Annotated in this window: 18 protein-coding genes; 12 read left to right on the top strand and 6 right to left on the bottom strand. The window is 42.2% G+C overall.

Translation table 11 applies throughout. The features are described 5' to 3' along the window. Positions 1 to 49: 49 nt before the first annotated feature. The 7 genes from FTU87_RS11340 to FTU87_RS11370 all read left to right on the top strand — a co-directional run bounded on the left by FTU87_RS11340 (position 50) and on the right by FTU87_RS11370 (position 5927). Positions 50 to 640 carry a LemA family protein gene (locus FTU87_RS11340; protein WP_004281156.1) on the top strand — a complete coding sequence of 197 codons (591 nt, stop codon included), beginning with the start codon at positions 50 to 52 and terminating at the stop codon, positions 638 to 640. 30 nt (positions 641 to 670) lie between these two features. Continuing rightward, positions 671 to 1717 (top strand): YgcG family protein, encoded by a 1047-nt coding sequence (locus FTU87_RS11345; RefSeq protein WP_180097379.1) that lies wholly within the window; start codon positions 671 to 673, stop codon positions 1715 to 1717. Beyond that, positions 1711 to 2271, top strand: a complete 561-nt coding sequence (locus tag FTU87_RS11350) for a TPM domain-containing protein (protein WP_180097381.1) — start codon at positions 1711 to 1713, stop codon at positions 2269 to 2271. The genes FTU87_RS11345 and FTU87_RS11350 overlap by 7 nt, the downstream gene beginning before the upstream one ends. 211 nt (positions 2272 to 2482) lie before the next feature. After that, positions 2483 to 3016, top strand: coding sequence for a pilin (locus tag FTU87_RS11355; protein ID WP_180097384.1), 534 nt, complete (start codon positions 2483 to 2485; stop codon positions 3014 to 3016). Between the two features lie 155 nt (positions 3017 to 3171). After that, positions 3172 to 3462 (top strand): hypothetical protein, encoded by a 291-nt coding sequence (locus FTU87_RS11360; protein WP_180097387.1) that lies wholly within the window; start codon positions 3172 to 3174, stop codon positions 3460 to 3462. 3 nt (positions 3463 to 3465) lie between these two features. Next, positions 3466 to 4200 (top strand): TfpX/TfpZ family type IV pilin accessory protein, encoded by a 735-nt coding sequence (gene tfpZ / locus FTU87_RS11365; RefSeq protein ID WP_180097390.1) that lies wholly within the window; start codon positions 3466 to 3468, stop codon positions 4198 to 4200. Between the two features lie 89 nt (positions 4201 to 4289). Continuing rightward, the gene (locus FTU87_RS11370; protein WP_180097393.1) at positions 4290 to 5927 is read left to right on the top strand and encodes a PglL family O-oligosaccharyltransferase; all 1638 of its coding nucleotides are present in this window, start codon (positions 4290 to 4292) and stop codon (positions 5925 to 5927) included. Between the two features lie 49 nt (positions 5928 to 5976). Here FTU87_RS11370 and bfr read toward each other — a convergent pair whose 3' ends face one another. The 6 genes from bfr to gmk form a co-directional block, all read right to left on the bottom strand. Continuing rightward, complete coding sequence (gene bfr / locus FTU87_RS11375; protein ID WP_180049914.1) at positions 5977 to 6441, bottom strand: bacterioferritin; 465 nt, start codon at positions 6439 to 6441, stop codon at positions 5977 to 5979. 225 nt (positions 6442 to 6666) lie between these two features. Beyond that, a complete protein-coding gene (locus tag FTU87_RS11380) occupies positions 6667 to 6861 on the bottom strand; it encodes a bacterioferritin-associated ferredoxin (protein WP_005094295.1) in 195 nt (64 codons plus the stop codon). A gap of 218 nt (positions 6862 to 7079) precedes the next feature. After that, positions 7080 to 7463 (bottom strand): RidA family protein, encoded by a 384-nt coding sequence (locus FTU87_RS11385; RefSeq protein WP_180097396.1) that lies wholly within the window; start codon positions 7461 to 7463, stop codon positions 7080 to 7082. A gap of 75 nt (positions 7464 to 7538) precedes the next feature. After that, positions 7539 to 9644 (bottom strand): bifunctional (p)ppGpp synthetase/guanosine-3',5'-bis(diphosphate) 3'-pyrophosphohydrolase, encoded by a 2106-nt coding sequence (locus FTU87_RS11390; RefSeq protein WP_180097399.1) that lies wholly within the window; start codon positions 9642 to 9644, stop codon positions 7539 to 7541. Between the two features lie 218 nt (positions 9645 to 9862). Further along, positions 9863 to 10144, bottom strand: coding sequence for a DNA-directed RNA polymerase subunit omega (rpoZ, locus tag FTU87_RS11395; protein WP_004650579.1), 282 nt, complete (start codon positions 10142 to 10144; stop codon positions 9863 to 9865). Between the two features lie 76 nt (positions 10145 to 10220). Then, the gene (gene gmk / locus FTU87_RS11400; protein WP_074383620.1) at positions 10221 to 10844 is read right to left on the bottom strand and encodes a guanylate kinase; all 624 of its coding nucleotides are present in this window, start codon (positions 10842 to 10844) and stop codon (positions 10221 to 10223) included. Positions 10845 to 10978: 134 nt separating this feature from the next. Here gmk and ispH point away from each other — a divergent pair, with 134 nt between their 5' ends. The 5 genes from ispH (at position 10979) to FTU87_RS11425 (ending at position 14869) form a co-directional block, all read left to right on the top strand. Further along, a complete protein-coding gene (gene ispH, locus FTU87_RS11405) occupies positions 10979 to 11929 on the top strand; it encodes a 4-hydroxy-3-methylbut-2-enyl diphosphate reductase (protein WP_180097402.1) in 951 nt (316 codons plus the stop codon). A gap of 162 nt (positions 11930 to 12091) precedes the next feature. Continuing rightward, positions 12092 to 12583 carry a GspH/FimT family pseudopilin gene (locus tag FTU87_RS11410; RefSeq protein ID WP_180097405.1) on the top strand — a complete coding sequence of 164 codons (492 nt, stop codon included), beginning with the start codon at positions 12092 to 12094 and terminating at the stop codon, positions 12581 to 12583. After that, the gene (gene pilV, locus FTU87_RS11415) at positions 12580 to 13089 is read left to right on the top strand and encodes a type IV pilus modification protein PilV (protein ID WP_180097408.1); all 510 of its coding nucleotides are present in this window, start codon (positions 12580 to 12582) and stop codon (positions 13087 to 13089) included. Before FTU87_RS11410 ends, pilV begins: the two co-directional genes overlap by 4 nt. Continuing rightward, the gene (locus FTU87_RS11420) at positions 13089 to 14060 is read left to right on the top strand and encodes a PilW family protein (RefSeq protein ID WP_180097411.1); all 972 of its coding nucleotides are present in this window, start codon (positions 13089 to 13091) and stop codon (positions 14058 to 14060) included. Before pilV ends, FTU87_RS11420 begins: the two co-directional genes overlap by 1 nt. After that, a complete protein-coding gene (locus tag FTU87_RS11425; protein WP_180097414.1) occupies positions 14060 to 14869 on the top strand; it encodes a hypothetical protein in 810 nt (269 codons plus the stop codon). Before FTU87_RS11420 ends, FTU87_RS11425 begins: the two co-directional genes overlap by 1 nt. Positions 14870 to 14893 lie beyond the last annotated feature (24 nt).

Consider the following 14893-nt stretch of genomic DNA (forward strand, 5'->3'; position numbering starts at 1 on the left):
AAATCAAATTAATTAAATCAATATCAATAAATAATTGAGGATAAACATCATGCGTCTATTAAAACAATCTTTAATAACCCTGATGCTGGCCAGTACCTTGACCCTCACAGGATGTGGCTATAACACTTTGCAGGTGAAAGATGAAGCGGTCACCGCATCATGGTCTGAAGTGCAAAACCAGTATCAGCGCCGTGCCGACTTGGTACCCAATCTGGTCAATGTAGTCAAAGGCTATGCCGCGCATGAAGAGCAGGTATTGACCGAAGTGACTCAAGCACGTGCCAATGTTGCCGGTTTAAAAGTGGATCGTGAAGTACTGGAAGATCCTGAATTATTCCAGCGTTATCAGGAAGCGCAGTCGCAAATGACCAGTGCTTTGTCGCGTTTATTGGCGGTGACCGAGAATTATCCAGACCTGAAAGCCAATCAGCAGTTCCGTGATTTACAGGTACAGCTCGAAGGTACTGAAAATAGAATCGCTGTAGCACGTAACCGTTATATCACTACGGTTCAGGACTTTAACTCTTATGCGCGTCAATTCCCGCAAGTGATGACCGCCAAAGTAATTGGTATGGATACCAAACCAAACTTTAGTGCCGAGCAAAGTGCCCAAAAAGCTCCAACGGTTTCCTTTGAATAATGACTGACTTGTAAATAAGCGAGAAATCAGATGTCTGAGATGCTGCTGAAATACTGTGCCGGGTTGCTCCTCATGTTGGCCATGGGGATGGTAGTGCCTGTATCAGCAGAAACCGCCACAGCAACCGATACCGAAGAAGTTATTGTTGCACGTGAAATATTGCAAAATCCGGCTGCGACTAATTCTCAAACAGCTCAAACGGCTACTGAAACAACCTCAGCCCAGCAGCCACAAATTGCCAATGACATGGCAGAAGGGCAGCTTCAGCGCGACTTACCCAGTCTGAATGAACCGGTCATTGATCAGGCAAATTTACTCAGTCCTACTGAAAAACAGCAACTCAGTCAGCGTATTCTAAAACTTTATAATGAAGGTAAAGGGCAAATAGGTGTAGTCATTGTTCCGACCACGGGGCAGGAAGATATTTTTGATTACTCCATGCGCGTTGCTGAAGCCTGGCAGCTTGGCTCGGCTAAACGCGACAATGGTTTGTTGATGACCATTGCCATTAATGATCGCCGTATTCAAATTTTGACCGGTTACGGCCTGGAGGGGGTGCTACCCGATATCGTGGCAGGTCGGATTATCAATGACAAGATCACGCCATTTTTTAAGCAAGGTCAGTATGCGCAGGGCATTGATTCCGGGTTAACCGAAATTGAACGAATTTTAAATTTAGATCCTGAAATTGCAGCACAGGCCGCGGATGAGTTGAAAGAGCGTCAGGAACAGGCTTATCAGGCCCAAAAAGCATCGCAAGCTACTTTTGGGAGTGTCATCTTTATTATTATTGCGGGTGTCATAGGTTCCATGATTTTTGGCAGGAAACTCAGTGCTGCGACTGCCGCAGTTGCAGGGACAGCTGCCGGTCTGGTCAATGGCATGGGTTTAATTGCCAGTTTAATGATTGGTGCCGGGGTATTCTTTTTATTGGTCACTTCACTGGCCCAGCTGATTCTACATGCCTTTATGGCAGGTGGTGGCCGCGGCGGCGGTGGTCGTGGTGGTTTTGGGGGCGGCGGCTTCGGCGGTGGCGGTGGTGGATTTGGTGGGGGAGGAGCATCAGGCTCATGGTAACAACGACAGATACGACAGAAATTGTCACGCGGCCGAAGCTGGAAGAGCATGCGCAGCCGAGTTTTAAACGCTGGCTCAAGCATTTCTTTTATATGCCGGCAACCAAACGCTTTTTCTCCAAGCAGGATCAGCATGCCATTGCAGTGGCAGTCGAAGAAGCCGAGCATGGGCATGTCGGGGAGATTCAGGTGGTGATTGAAGGCTGTCTGCCTTCACGATCTGCTTATTATCAAGATACCTTATGTCGGGCTCGACAACTCTTTGCTGAGCTTGGCGTTTGGGATACCGAATATAATAGTGGGGTACTGCTTTATTTGAACCTGTGTGAGCACAAGGTTGAAATTGTGATTGATCGGGGAATTAAGAATGCGACGACCCAGCAAGTCTGGGATGAAATCTGTCAAAACATCATTCAAAATCTGGCTCAGCAGAAGTTTAAAGAAGGTGTGATTGAGGGAATAAGGCAGATTGGAAAGGTTTTAGATCAGTACTATGATCGGAAAATAGTAGATTTAGAAAATGAATTAGGGAATAAGCCGATTATTCTGGGGTGATTTTAGTCAACTAACTGACATTTTTTGTCAGTTAGTTACACAAAATTAAACATGATAGTTACAAAAATAAAAATATTTTTTTAAAGTGCTGTTTTTTCTCTCAATTTTATTATAATAAAACTTGGCACACTTAGTGCTAAATATAAAATTAAGCTAAATGAGCTTTTTCTTTAGGCTTATAAATAAACAAAAAACATTTGTGGAGAATGTTATGAATACAGTACAAAAGGGTTTTACCCTTATTGAATTAATGATTGTTGTAGCAATTATCGGTATTTTGGCTGCAGTCGCAATTCCTGCATATCAAAGCTATACAATTCGTGCAAAAGTAACAGAAGGTCTATCTCTGGCTTCGGCTGCAAAAACAGCAGTGGCAGAAACTTTGTCTGCTCGTAGTTCTGGCGCAGTAGCTGCATATGATGGTACAGGCGATGCAGCAAATAGTTCTTATGGATTTGAATTTACTTCAACTGAGAACGTTGAAAAAATCGAGATCGCTGCAATTGCCGATGTAGCTGAACCAGCTGCTGGCGAAGGTCTGATTACTATTACTTACGATGGTCAAATTGCAGGTGCGATGGAAGGTGATGTACTGTATTTAGTACCTGGTAGTGGTACTATTGTTGATGGTGCTTTACCAACTGACGAAATTAAACCAGGTTTACCAATTGTTTGGGGTTGTGCTGTTGATGATGCCAAAGACTATAAATATGTTCCTTCTAACTGCCGTGTAACTAAATCTTAAGAAGTTTTGAGTTATTAGCGTTAGAAAAGTAAAAAAACCGTGTCCTTTATGAAGGAGACGGTTTTTTCTTATATAAAGAATTTGATTGTAAAATATAATATTAATTCTCATATTGGAAATAATTGGGAGCGATTAGTTTATTCAGGAGTTTAGATATGATTAAAGCATGTATTACATTTTATAGTAGTGAAAAAGATCAATATGGTATGCCTAAAAAATTCAATCGATACTATATTTATGTATCACCTTTTGAAGGTGATAATTTATATAGCGTAGCTTCAATGATAGGTTTTAGTGGTTCACCAGTATTAGATCACCCTCATCTTATGTTAAAAGGTGAGCTTGAAGAAGCACTTCTTGAGATGGTAAATAAATTAAGAAATCTAGATAATAATAAAAATTTGCTTGAATCATTTTATAAATTTTCGGCTGTGGACCTATTCTAAAAAATGTCAAGACGTATAAAATTTTTTCTCGGCCATTTATTTATTTCAGTACTAATTGCTATATTACTGATTGGACTGTTATTTTTTATTTGGTATCCATATCCACTTGCAAGTGCAGTCGGTGTTACCCAAATTTTTTTAATGATGCTGGCGATTGATGTCATTGTCGGACCATTGCTAGGTTGGCTTGTGTATAAAGAAGGTAAAAAGACTCTAAAATTTGACCTCGCGGTAATCATTGCTATTCAAATTGCTGCTTTAAGTTATGGGGTTTATAGCATTGAACAGGGTCGTCCTGCATGGTTAGTTTATAATGTTGATCGTTTTGAATTAGTTAGAAAAAATGAATTGGTTGACAGTAATATTCAGCGAGCCCACCCACAATTCCAACAACCTTCATGGTTTAAACCACAATATGTCGCAACTGAATTTGCAAAAGATACACAACAACGTAATGATGAAATGTTTGCAGAAGTATTTAGTGGTATTTCCATTGCACAACGTCCAGAGCGTTATGTAGAACTGAGTCAAGCCAAAAACCAAATCCAGAAACGTGCTTTACCGTTAAAAGAGCTTGAACAATACAATCTAAAAACAGGGGTTGAAAGAACTTTGGCTAAATACCCAGATGCCAATGCATGGTTACCACTTAAAGCCAATGCCGTTGATATGGTAGTTTTAATCAATAAAGAAAAAGTAGAAGTGATTAAAATCGTCGACCTCCGCCCCTGGAATTAACTTATATTTGAAAGATCAAAAAAAAGCAGATTACCCTTTAATCTGCTTTTTGTTTATCATGTGCCAAACTTCCACTGCCTGATATTTCCATGAAATTCACGCTTGCCCTCATCGCAGCAATCCTGATCTCCCTCGCGTGGCTCATGCCTGTTCACTACCGGCCTTGGGTCACCTATACCGGTGAGCTGTATGCCTTCTTTTCGCTATTTACATTAGCCGCAATCTGCCTAAAAGAAAAACTAAAAATCCCCGCTATTAGCTTACCTTTATTGCTACTCGCCAGTGTGCCGTTTGTACATTTTCTGGCAGGGCAGGTGTTGTTTTTTAGTATCGCCATGATGGGCTTTATTTTCGTGTTTAGCTTTTGGCTGGCAAGTGTGCTGGGTTATCACCTTTCAACCGGAAACTATAGCCGGGAAGAAACCTTTAGCAACTTGAGTTATGTATTTTTAGCTTCAGGAACGATTACGGGTTTAATTGCGCTGTGTCAGTGGTCTAATCTGGATTCTGTATTGCCAGGCATGGTGAATATCAGCGGCAACCAGCGACCTTATGCCAACTTTGCCCAGCCCAATAATATGGCGACTTTCTTGGTCATGGCCTTGATGAGCTGCCTTTATTTGTATGAAAAGAAAAAAATCCAGACCAAGTGGTTATTTGCCTGCGCTGCTGTGATTGTTATGGGAGTGGCTTTAAGTCAGTCACGTACTGCTTGGGTGGCTGCGATCGCAATTATGTTGTATCTAGGTTTCTATCAATATAAAGGGATTATTCGCCTAAAATGGTATTACAGCATCACTTGGTTCATCTTCTTTATTGCTTGTATCGTAGCTTTTCCATTACTCAGTCAGCTCGCTGCCCAAGCGATAGATGCGGATGTCGTACAAAGCCGGGATGTGGTGTCGCGTGCCACCGGCGATATGTCACGCCTCGCAATCTGGGAGCAGATGCTGGCTGCAATTCAGGCGCAGCCATGGTTTGGCTATGGCTGGTATCAGACCAGTGTGGCTTTTGTTTCGATCAGCGATACGGTGCAAGGTCCGGTCTGGATTCGTAGCGCGCATAATTTTATTCTGGACTTTTTGATCTGGAATGGACTGCTCATCGGTCTGCCTTTCTTGGCCTATTTCGGTTATTTGGGTTATCAGTTACAACGCTGGGTCAATACTCCAGAGTCTGTCATCGGGATTCTGATGATTGGGGCATTTGTGACACATGCCATGTTTGAGTTTCCACAACATTATGCCTATTTCCTGTTACCAGCCGGTTTCATTCTAGGTACGGTCTTGGCGCAGAATCCAAAAATTAAAACGGTTACGTTGCCTTCGATATGGATGAAACTGACTTTTAGCCTTGGATTGATCTTATTGCTCGTGATTTACCGTGATTATGATGTTGCGGTGCCAAAACTCGGACAAAGTATTCGCTATGAAATGCAGCCAGAAAAGATCACTAATGAAAAGCCGATCTATCTATTGACTGAGTTTAATCACCGCATTGACTGGATTCAGGTCAATCCTTATCGCAAGATGAGCGAAGATGAAATCCATCAATATGAAAAGCTGGTGGTGAGCTATCCAACCAAATACAACTTTTTAAAATATATTCGTTTATTGGCTTACAACGGCTATGTAGATGAAGCACAGCATCAACTTCAGCGTTTAAATACGATTCAGAAAACTGAACTCAGCTATGCAGAAGTGACGCGGGATATGCCTCGCCAATAAGTACAAAAAAAGCCAGCAGATGCTGGCTTTTTTTATTGTGAATCGAATCTTAGAGCTGACTTTGAATATAGTTTTCGATACCCACACTTTCAATCAGATCGATTTGCGTGGTCGTCCAGTCCAGATAGTTTTCTTCTTTTTCCAGAATTTCCTGTAGCAGATCGCGAGTCACATAATCCATTTCCGTTTCAGCCAGTGCTACAGCTTTCTGAATGGTTTCGATATTTTCTTTGACTTTGCGCACATCACAATGCAGCACTTCTTGAGTGTGCTGGCCGATATACAGTTTGCCCAGATGTTGCAGATTTGGCAGACCTTCTAAAAATAAAATCCGTTCAATAATCTTGTCGGCATGCTTCATCTGAACAATGGATTCTTTATATTCTGCCGAGCCCAGTTTCTCAATACCCCAGTCATTAAACATGCGCGAATGCAGGAAATACTGGTTAATCGCAGTTAGATGGTGATACAACACCTGATTGAGCTGATTAATCACATCACGATTGCCTTTCATCACATAACTCCATTTGAACCTGTTTTATCTTTCTAAGAAAGCGCTCTAACTCATGATAGTAAAGCAAGTCAGGGGGCAATGGCGAGTAATTTATAGAACAGCAAATGAAAATCGCAATCGAATCCATCTCGGCTTAGATGAATCACAATAAAAACCCGCCAGAGTCAGAGGCGGGGGAGGAAGAATGATCTTAGATCATTGGTGTTATCATTATCTTTATTCGGTTTAGGCGGCCACAGCCAGACGGGCCGCAATTTGTGAAACTTCATCACTGATGATCATACGGGCTTCTGGGGCACAGCGGCCACAGCAAGTTCCCAAGTCCAATGCATCGCGTACATCACGATAACTTTCAGCGCCATTTGCAATAGCATCTTTAATGTCTTGATCTGTAATGCCACGGCATAAACAAACGTACATAGGACACAACCACAGTGTTTAAATAAGATAAGTAATATTATTGATAATTGTTATCGTTTGTCAATAAAAATCATTTGAAATAGCTTTTATAATGATTGGTGATTTAGATAAAAAAATATCACTCAAGCAAAAATCCGATTATTGCTTGGGTTTTTGCTTGAGTGATTCATGATTGCAAACGAAATATAGAAGTTTAGGTATTACATAAATTTTAAAAATTATTGCTGAATGATGACAATGCCATCCATCTCGACCAGAGCATCTTTCGGCAGGTTGGCAACACCGAGTGCTGCACGTGCTGGATAAGGCTGGGCAAAATATTCACCCATAATCTGGTTCACCAGCTGGAAGTGCGATAAATCAGTCAGATAAATATTCAGTTTGGCGATGTCTGCCAGAGAGCCACCGGCCGCTTCGCAGACGGCTTTTAAGTTATCAAACACCCGGCGAATTTGAGCTTCAATGCCTTCAACCAGTTCCATACTATACGGATCCAGACCAATTTGACCTGATAGATATAAGGTATCACCCACTAAAATGGCTTGCGAATAAGTGCCAATCGCAGCAGGGGCATTTTCAGTATGGATTACTTGGCGGGACATTAATTTCTCCTTTTATCATCGACATGCATCATATTCGATCAGTTCAAGCGACAACAGCATTATCGTTTTAAATGATTAACTCGCTTTAGAGGCTTCGCTCAGAATGACCGGCTGGGTCAGACGGGTAATGCGCGGAAAACCGAAATACATACGCAGGTCACGGATGATCTGGGCAATCTGTTTACGGTTGTGTACCACGATATTGACATAGGTCTGCTCATCCTGAGTACGCACCATTTCCACCCCGGAATGTGCTTTACGGCATTGATAGATCAGGTCAGAAATCTGCTCATCATCCATGGCCAGATCAATACAGAGATAGGCGGTAAAGCTGATGTCGTCCAGATCATCGGCGGTCCACTGCAAGGGCATGATATTTTCCGGATGCTGATGCTGTTCATGCAGCAGGTTATGACAGCGTGAACGATGCACAATCAGGCCGCGACGGGTCAGATGACCCTGAATCGGGTCGCCCAGCACCGGATTGCAGCAATGGGCATATTTGACATCGACGCCTTCAGTACCCTGAATCAGGCGTCCCGAGCTGGCAATATTCTGATGCTGGTCTTGGGCAAATAGATGATTGGCCACCAGTTGCGGCAATAAATCACCAACAGCAATCTGTTCAAACAGCTGCTCTTTGGTGGCAATATGACGCCATTCCAGCAGGTTTTTCCAGTCAGCTTCGGTCAGATCCCGGATCGAACGATGAAACAGTTTTAGGGCACGATTCAGTGCTTGCTGACCGACCAGACGCTGTTCGTCCAGATCCTGATCGCGCAAGATATTCTGAATGGCACGGCGGGCTTTCTGGGTGTTAATAAAGCTGAGCCAGTCCGGGTTGGGGGTTGCCAGGACATCGGTAATGATTTCGACCACCTGGCCGCTGACTAGCGGGGTAGAGAGCGGTTTGGTCTCATTGTTAATTTTCGCCCCGATGGCATGGTTGCCCAGAAACAGGCTGGCCGCATAAGCAAAATCAACCGCTGTCGCACCTTGCGGCAATTCGTGTAAATGCCCATGCGGGGTATATACCCAGATTTTTTCCTGATGCAGATAATCCAGTAATTCACTAAAGGTGGTTTTGGCGCATTCACCATCGACCAACACGTTCAGATTTTGCATCGAGGCCTGAATTGCAGAACGACAGGCTTGCGGGGCATTTTCACCCAGTACCACACCAAAACGTGCGGCTTTACGCATCAGTTCGGTTTGAATGGTGAGCGACAAGGTGGTCTTTTCGCCTTTTAAACGCATCATCAAGGACTGGTTGCCACCGGGTAATGGACGGCGAATATGATCTTCATAGCTTTGAATTTTAAAGCTTTGAGTCAGAATTTCTGCCAGACGGTCACAATCTGCAATGCTTTGTAAAATAATTTCAAAGGCATGGCTATGGGTCAGTTCTTGCAGGTCAATATCATTTTTAACAAAGTGGCGTAACAGCTCAATATTATTGTTTTTCTTTTTGATTCGACCTTCAATTTTATAGTCTTCTAAGAGATCATTCAGCTTTTGTTCCCAGATCGCCTGATATTCACAACGTTTTGGCTTGGTTTCTAACAGCGCTGCCTGAACGTTGTTATACATGTCCAGATCAAGATTTTGATAACACAGATGTTCTAAGTTATCTGCCATCTCATTCATGCCGACAATACGTGCCATCGGCACAAAAATTTCAAAGGTTTCGCGGGCGATACGCGCACGTTTGTCCGGGCGCAGCGCCTCCAAAGTGGTCATGTTGTGATAGCGGTCAGCCAGTTTCACAATAATGACACGTGGGTCCTGTAAGGTGGCTTGCAGGATTTTTCGGAATGACGCGGCTTTATTATATTCTTTATCGCTGGAATGACTCAGTTTGGTCACGCCATCGACCAGCTCGGCCACGGTAAAACCAAAAGTCTCGCTAATATCATCTTTGTTAAAGTCAGTATCTTCAATAACATCATGCAGCAGGGCGGCCATCAGGGTTTCAGTATCCAGCCGCATATGAGCCAAAATACAGCTTACCGCAATCGGGTGCAGAATATAGGGTTCGCCGCTTTTACGGGTAATACCTTCATGGGCCAGATCTGCATAATCACAAGCCGCAAGCACACGCTCGACTTCGCTTTCATTTAAATACGCGTCGATAATGATATGTAATTGTTGCTTGGCTTGACTGACCTGTGGCCCTGGCATAAAACACCTTTTAAACTGGATTTTCTTACAAACAAAAAACTGAAAGCTCTAATGAAATCGAAATCATAAAGCTTGTCAATTTTTTTCATGCTTAAAAGCAGAAAACCGGGACAAACTCGGGAGCTAACTGTTAAGTTATAACCGTTCTAGCATAAATATAAAAGCCAGAAAACAAAAAAAGCCTAGTTTTAAACTAGGCTTTTTTTCAGGAGGAGGGCTTATTGGAAAGAAAAGCCATCCAGATTAAGGTTGTTTGCAGAAAGTGCCAGATCCAAGCTCGAAGTTTGGTAATCCTGATCACGTTGTTTCAAAATATCTTTGGATACATGACCTGCAGCGATTTCACGTAAAGCAACAACAGTCGGTTTGTCATTGTCCCATTCTACAGTTGGTTCAATACCTTGACGTGCCAATTGACGCGCGCGCTTGCTTGCCACTAGTACAAGCTCAAAGCGGTTGTCTACATGGTCTAAACAATCTTCAACGGTGACGCGTGCCATAAGAATTCTCGTTTGAATAATAAATTTTAACAGACTGCACAGTATAAAAGGCTTTGCCTATAGACTCAAGTTTTAATCACTGTTCAGTCGGTGTGATCAGCTGCTGAATCAGTTTTTCATGACGGTTGGCTTGCTGCGACAAGGTTAAACGGTTGGCGATGATCACTGCTTCCAGGTCATGCAGTGCCTTATTAAAGTCATCATTAATAATAATATAGTCGAAGTTGCTATATTGCTGCATATCTTCCACTGCACAGCTCAGACGATGTTCAATCACATCCACTGTGTCCGTACCCCGGTTAGACAGTCGTTCACGCAGGTCAAACTGACTTGGTGGCAAGATAAAAATTTGTTTAGATTCAGGAAAAAGTCGACGGACTTGCTGTGCACCTTGCCAGTCAATTTCCAGCAGCACATCATGGCCTTTGGCCAATTGTTCTTTAACAGTCGCCTGTGCAGTGCCGTAGTAATTACCGAACACTTCTGCGTATTCAATAAAACCACCTTCATTGACCAGATTTAAAAAATCGTCTTTCTGGGAGAAGTGATAGTGTACGCCATCGAGTTCGCCAGGTCGTTGACCGCGTGTGGTATGGGACACAGAAACGTGAAGGTTGTTGACACGCTCAAGTAGGGCTTTAACAAGGGATGTTTTGCCTGTTCCAGACGCTGCAGAAACGACAAACAAGAGACCCGACATGATATTTTTCCTGATATGATAAAATATCTTCTCTATTTTAGAGTAGACCGGCTTTAAACTAAATAGTTACCAGTCGATTGTTTTACATTTATTTCAATTGAACCGCTAAAAATGGTGTGAGTATTGAGGATTCTATGGAAATTGTTTTAGCCAACCCACGTGGTTTTTGTGCTGGTGTAGATCGTGCTATTGCGATCGTGAACCGTGCCCTAGAATGCTTTAATCCACCGATTTATGTACGGCATGAAGTGGTACATAACAAATTTGTAGTTGATGACCTGCGTCAGCGCGGTGCGATCTTTGTTGATGAACTCGATGAAGTGCCCGATGACAATATTGTGATTTTTAGCGCACATGGGGTTTCCAAGGCGGTACAGCTTGAAGCCGAACGCCGTGGTTTAAAGGTTTTTGATGCGACCTGTCCGTTGGTGACCAAGGTGCATATTGAAGTGACCAAATATGCCCGTGAAGGCGTAGAAGCCATTCTGATTGGTCATGAAGGTCACCCTGAAGTCGAAGGTACCATGGGTCAGTATGACAAGAAAAATGGTGGTGAAATTTATCTGGTCGAAGATGAAGAAGATGTTGCCGCTTTAACGGTGCGCAATCCTGAAAAAGTCGCTTTTGTCACGCAAACGACTTTATCAATTGACGATACAGCGAAAGTGATTGATGCCCTTCGCCAAAAATTTCCACTGATTCAAGGTCCACGTAAAGATGATATTTGCTACGCTACGCAAAACCGTCAGGATGCAGTGCGTGATCTGGCTGAACGTTGTGATGTCGTACTTGTGGTAGGTTCTCCAAACTCTTCAAATTCAAACCGCCTACGTGAGCTGGCGGAACGTATGGGGAAAGCAGCTTACCTAGTTGATAATGCTGATGAGCTAAAACAGGAATGGTTTGCAGGAAATGCCCAGATTGGGGTAACAGCAGGCGCATCTGCACCGGAAATTTTAATTAAGCAGGTCATTCAGCGTTTACAGGATTGGGGTGCACAAGCGCCCAAAGAGTTGGATGGCCGAGAAGAGAATATTACCTTTAGTTTACCTAAAGAGTTACGTATTCCGGTAACTCAAGCCTAAAGTGTTAAGCATTTAACATTCTGAATTTTTTATGAATTGACAGATAATTGCTTTTTGGCAATTATCTGTTTTTTTATACCTTTTATCTGTTGTGTGTGGTTTTTGTAATTTTAATAAGTAATAGTTTACATGGGTCAGTCTAAGGCCTAGGGGAGGGGGAATATGCGTAAAATTCAGGGGTTTACCTTAATTGAGTTAATGGTGACGATTGCTGTGGTGGCGATTATTGCGACGATGGCTGCTCCTTCTTTTAGTAATTTATTGATTAAAGAAAATCTTAAAACTACGGCTTTTAATATGCGGGATACTTTAAAAGAGGCCCGCAGCAGGGCATTGCTGAATCGTGCATCTACTGTGGTGTGTACATCGCTGAGTAAGTCTGCATCTGCTGTTACTCAAGATGGATGCGGTGCAAATTTGCCAAACTATACAACGACTATGTCGGCTTCGCTAAAAAAAGATAGTGTCTTTGTGGTAAATGTTGAAAAAAAAATAAATATTAAAAGTACGTCGAGTGATAGTTTTGCGTTTTCTGCTCAAGGAAACTTAACGGCTGCACAAACAATAACTTTTTGCTCTTCTGTTGGATCATATATTTTAACGGTTGGTATCCTTGGAACAGTTGAAATTACACCAGGGGGAGTCTGCTCATGATTGGTGTTTCCGGTCAAAAAGGCGTTGGATTGATGGAAGTTCTGGTTGCGATGCTAATCCTTGCTATCGCAATTCTAGGCTATGCAGCGCTGCAAGTCAGAGCAACAGCAGCGACAGAAGAATCAATTAAAAGGGCTGATGCACTTATTTTATTAAATGGACTTGCAGAAAAAGTAAGGCTAAATCCGACAGGTGATTACAAGGCAGCTGTACCCAGTTCTTTGCCTAACTGTGATAGCGGCTGTAATGCGGCGAATCAGGCGCTTTATGACTTAAAACAATACAGTGATGTTGCTGTATCAAAAGGGATGAAAGTTGGCGTAATGAATTGTTTAAATACTTCGGTAAGTCAGGAGCGAGTATGTTTAATCGCGGCTTGGGGGGAAACTCAGCCAATTACTGATGCTAAAGCTACTCCGGATGCTCCTTCAGTTCAAAATGCATGTTTAAAAACAGATGGAAAATATGCAGATGATTCTAGTTGCTTGGTGCTGGAGGCATATTAATGAAAACATTTAAACAGGCTGGTTTCACGCTAATAGAATTAATGATTGCAATCACATTGGGCCTGATATTGGTTGCTGTGGCAATTCAAATGCTTGTAAGTGGGCAGCAAAACTATCGGATTCAATCCTCCGCCGCATCTTTGCAAGATAGCGGTTTGTTTGGGATTAACTACGTCACTAAGAATATCCGTTTAGCAAACCATGGCAATGCCAGCATTATTAATGATGCATCATTGTATGGCGGTATTGTATTAAGCAATCAAACAAGCAGCACAGCTACTCCTCCAGCAAATGGCAATTTAAAAGGTCTGAAAATTGGAACAGTATTGCTGACGGGCAATGACTTAGTATCGGCAAGTGTGAATAATGACAGTGCATTTAGTACTTATCCAAAAAGTGATCAGCTGATCATTATGTATCAAGCACCAATGAATACTTTTACATGTGATGGTAAAAAAGTAAAAGGGCCAGAAAAAACTAGTACAAATTACGCTAAAGGTTGGTATGTCATTGAGCGCTATTACATTAGTAAAGATGTCACTAAAAGTGAAGCCAACCTAAATTGTTCATCAAGCATGTTTATTGCAGAGGGTGAAACTGTTCCACAGACTTATGAATCTCAAACTATTAATGCTGTAAATACACTGACAACGAGTTATGCGGCGAATGCTGGCGAAATTATTGCAAAAAATATTGAATATATGAGAGTGCAATTGGTTGTTCGTAATACCAATGGCACTACACGTACTTTAGATGTGAATGAATATAAGGCTATTAATGCAGTACCGCGCCCAGCGGTAATTGGGGTGAATCTAGGTTGGCTCGTGCGTTCTTCAGAAAAGGTCGCAATGGCTGAGAAAACAGAATTTAAAGTTTTAGATCAGACGATTACGGCCGCTAAAGATGGTTATATGCGTCAAGTCTATACCACAACAATTGCGATCCGTAATGGTGGATTGGGGGATATCTAATGATAAATCATTCAAAACACCAAGAGGGTGTAACCCTAATTACTGTATTGATTTTACTGATATTAATCACAGTTGTTGGCTTGTACGCTATCCGCAACAGTATCTTTAGCTTAAAGCTGGCGACAAATGCTCAGGTACAAACCTTATTAATGCAGACTTCTGACGTTGCATTAGATCATTTAGAAAAAAACTTTAATGCCAATGAAAGCACGAATTTAGCAGGTACACCAATTGGGCAGGTTTTATTAGATGGCAACCAAGGTAAGGAGCTGCAATTTTGTTTTAAACCAACAGAAATAGAAGGCAGTGCGGCTAAAAATAATATGTTTTTTAATCTTGGTGATTTTCGGATTATTGAGCGAGCTTCAGCGACTGCTGCTACAGGTGTAAGTGCTGCGCTTTCTGGAGATATTGATGCGGTTTGTAATCCAGCAACGATGTTTTCTATCAGTCGAAAGGCGATTGTGACGCAGGTTTCTGTTGTTAATCCAGATGATCCTGCAGTGGAAATGCGCAAATTTGAATTGACCAATAAAAATACAGATTTAAAGGCAGATGTAGATACTAAGCGTATCCGTGTAGTTGCAACATCGTTTGCTCCTGCTATGGCGCCGTCAGTAACTTTAACAGAGATGAATACGTGTTTGAGCGGGCGTGTAATGGATGATTTGCTATTGAAAAACCGTGTAAATAGTTCAACAGGTCAAGTTAAGGTAGAGACTTTGCATGAATGCCTAAATCAGCTGGGTGTGCCACTGAATACGCAAGTTGCAGAATACGTTGTTCGCTTAACAGAAACTAAAACTTGATTAAGCACTGGAATATGGGGATAA

The sequence above is a fragment of the Acinetobacter sp. YH12156 genome (genome assembly GCF_013418235.1).
Classification (GTDB): Bacteria; Pseudomonadota; Gammaproteobacteria; order Pseudomonadales; family Moraxellaceae; genus Acinetobacter; species Acinetobacter pseudolwoffii.

Excerpts from the sequence above, each read along its gene's own strand:
- gmk (WP_074383620.1), bottom strand. The coding sequence starts at position 10,844 with ATGTCGGGTCTCTTGTTTGTCGTTTCTGCAGCGTCTGGAACAGGCAAA.
- FTU87_RS11425 (WP_180097414.1), top strand. The coding sequence starts at position 14,060 with ATGATAAATCATTCAAAACACCAAGAGGGTGTAACCCTAATTACTGTA.
- FTU87_RS11410 (WP_180097405.1), top strand. The coding sequence starts at position 12,092 with ATGCGTAAAATTCAGGGGTTTACCTTAATTGAGTTAATGGTGACGATT.
- FTU87_RS11350 (WP_180097381.1), top strand. The coding sequence starts at position 1,711 with ATGGTAACAACGACAGATACGACAGAAATTGTCACGCGGCCGAAGCTG.
- FTU87_RS11370 (WP_180097393.1), top strand. The coding sequence starts at position 4,290 with ATGAAATTCACGCTTGCCCTCATCGCAGCAATCCTGATCTCCCTCGCG.
- tfpZ (WP_180097390.1), top strand. The coding sequence starts at position 3,466 with ATGTCAAGACGTATAAAATTTTTTCTCGGCCATTTATTTATTTCAGTA.
- FTU87_RS11355 (WP_180097384.1), top strand. The coding sequence starts at position 2,483 with ATGAATACAGTACAAAAGGGTTTTACCCTTATTGAATTAATGATTGTT.
- FTU87_RS11345 (WP_180097379.1), top strand. The coding sequence starts at position 671 with ATGTCTGAGATGCTGCTGAAATACTGTGCCGGGTTGCTCCTCATGTTG.
- pilV (WP_180097408.1), top strand. The coding sequence starts at position 12,580 with ATGATTGGTGTTTCCGGTCAAAAAGGCGTTGGATTGATGGAAGTTCTG.
- FTU87_RS11380 (WP_005094295.1), bottom strand. The coding sequence starts at position 6,861 with ATGTACGTTTGTTTATGCCGTGGCATTACAGATCAAGACATTAAAGAT.
- FTU87_RS11385 (WP_180097396.1), bottom strand. The coding sequence starts at position 7,463 with ATGTCCCGCCAAGTAATCCATACTGAAAATGCCCCTGCTGCGATTGGC.
- bfr (WP_180049914.1), bottom strand. The coding sequence starts at position 6,441 with ATGAAAGGCAATCGTGATGTGATTAATCAGCTCAATCAGGTGTTGTAT.
- ispH (WP_180097402.1), top strand. The coding sequence starts at position 10,979 with ATGGAAATTGTTTTAGCCAACCCACGTGGTTTTTGTGCTGGTGTAGAT.
- rpoZ (WP_004650579.1), bottom strand. The coding sequence starts at position 10,144 with ATGGCACGCGTCACCGTTGAAGATTGTTTAGACCATGTAGACAACCGC.
- FTU87_RS11420 (WP_180097411.1), top strand. The coding sequence starts at position 13,089 with ATGAAAACATTTAAACAGGCTGGTTTCACGCTAATAGAATTAATGATT.
- FTU87_RS11390 (WP_180097399.1), bottom strand. The coding sequence starts at position 9,644 with ATGCCAGGGCCACAGGTCAGTCAAGCCAAGCAACAATTACATATCATT.
- FTU87_RS11360 (WP_180097387.1), top strand. The coding sequence starts at position 3,172 with ATGATTAAAGCATGTATTACATTTTATAGTAGTGAAAAAGATCAATAT.
- FTU87_RS11340 (WP_004281156.1), top strand. The coding sequence starts at position 50 with ATGCGTCTATTAAAACAATCTTTAATAACCCTGATGCTGGCCAGTACC.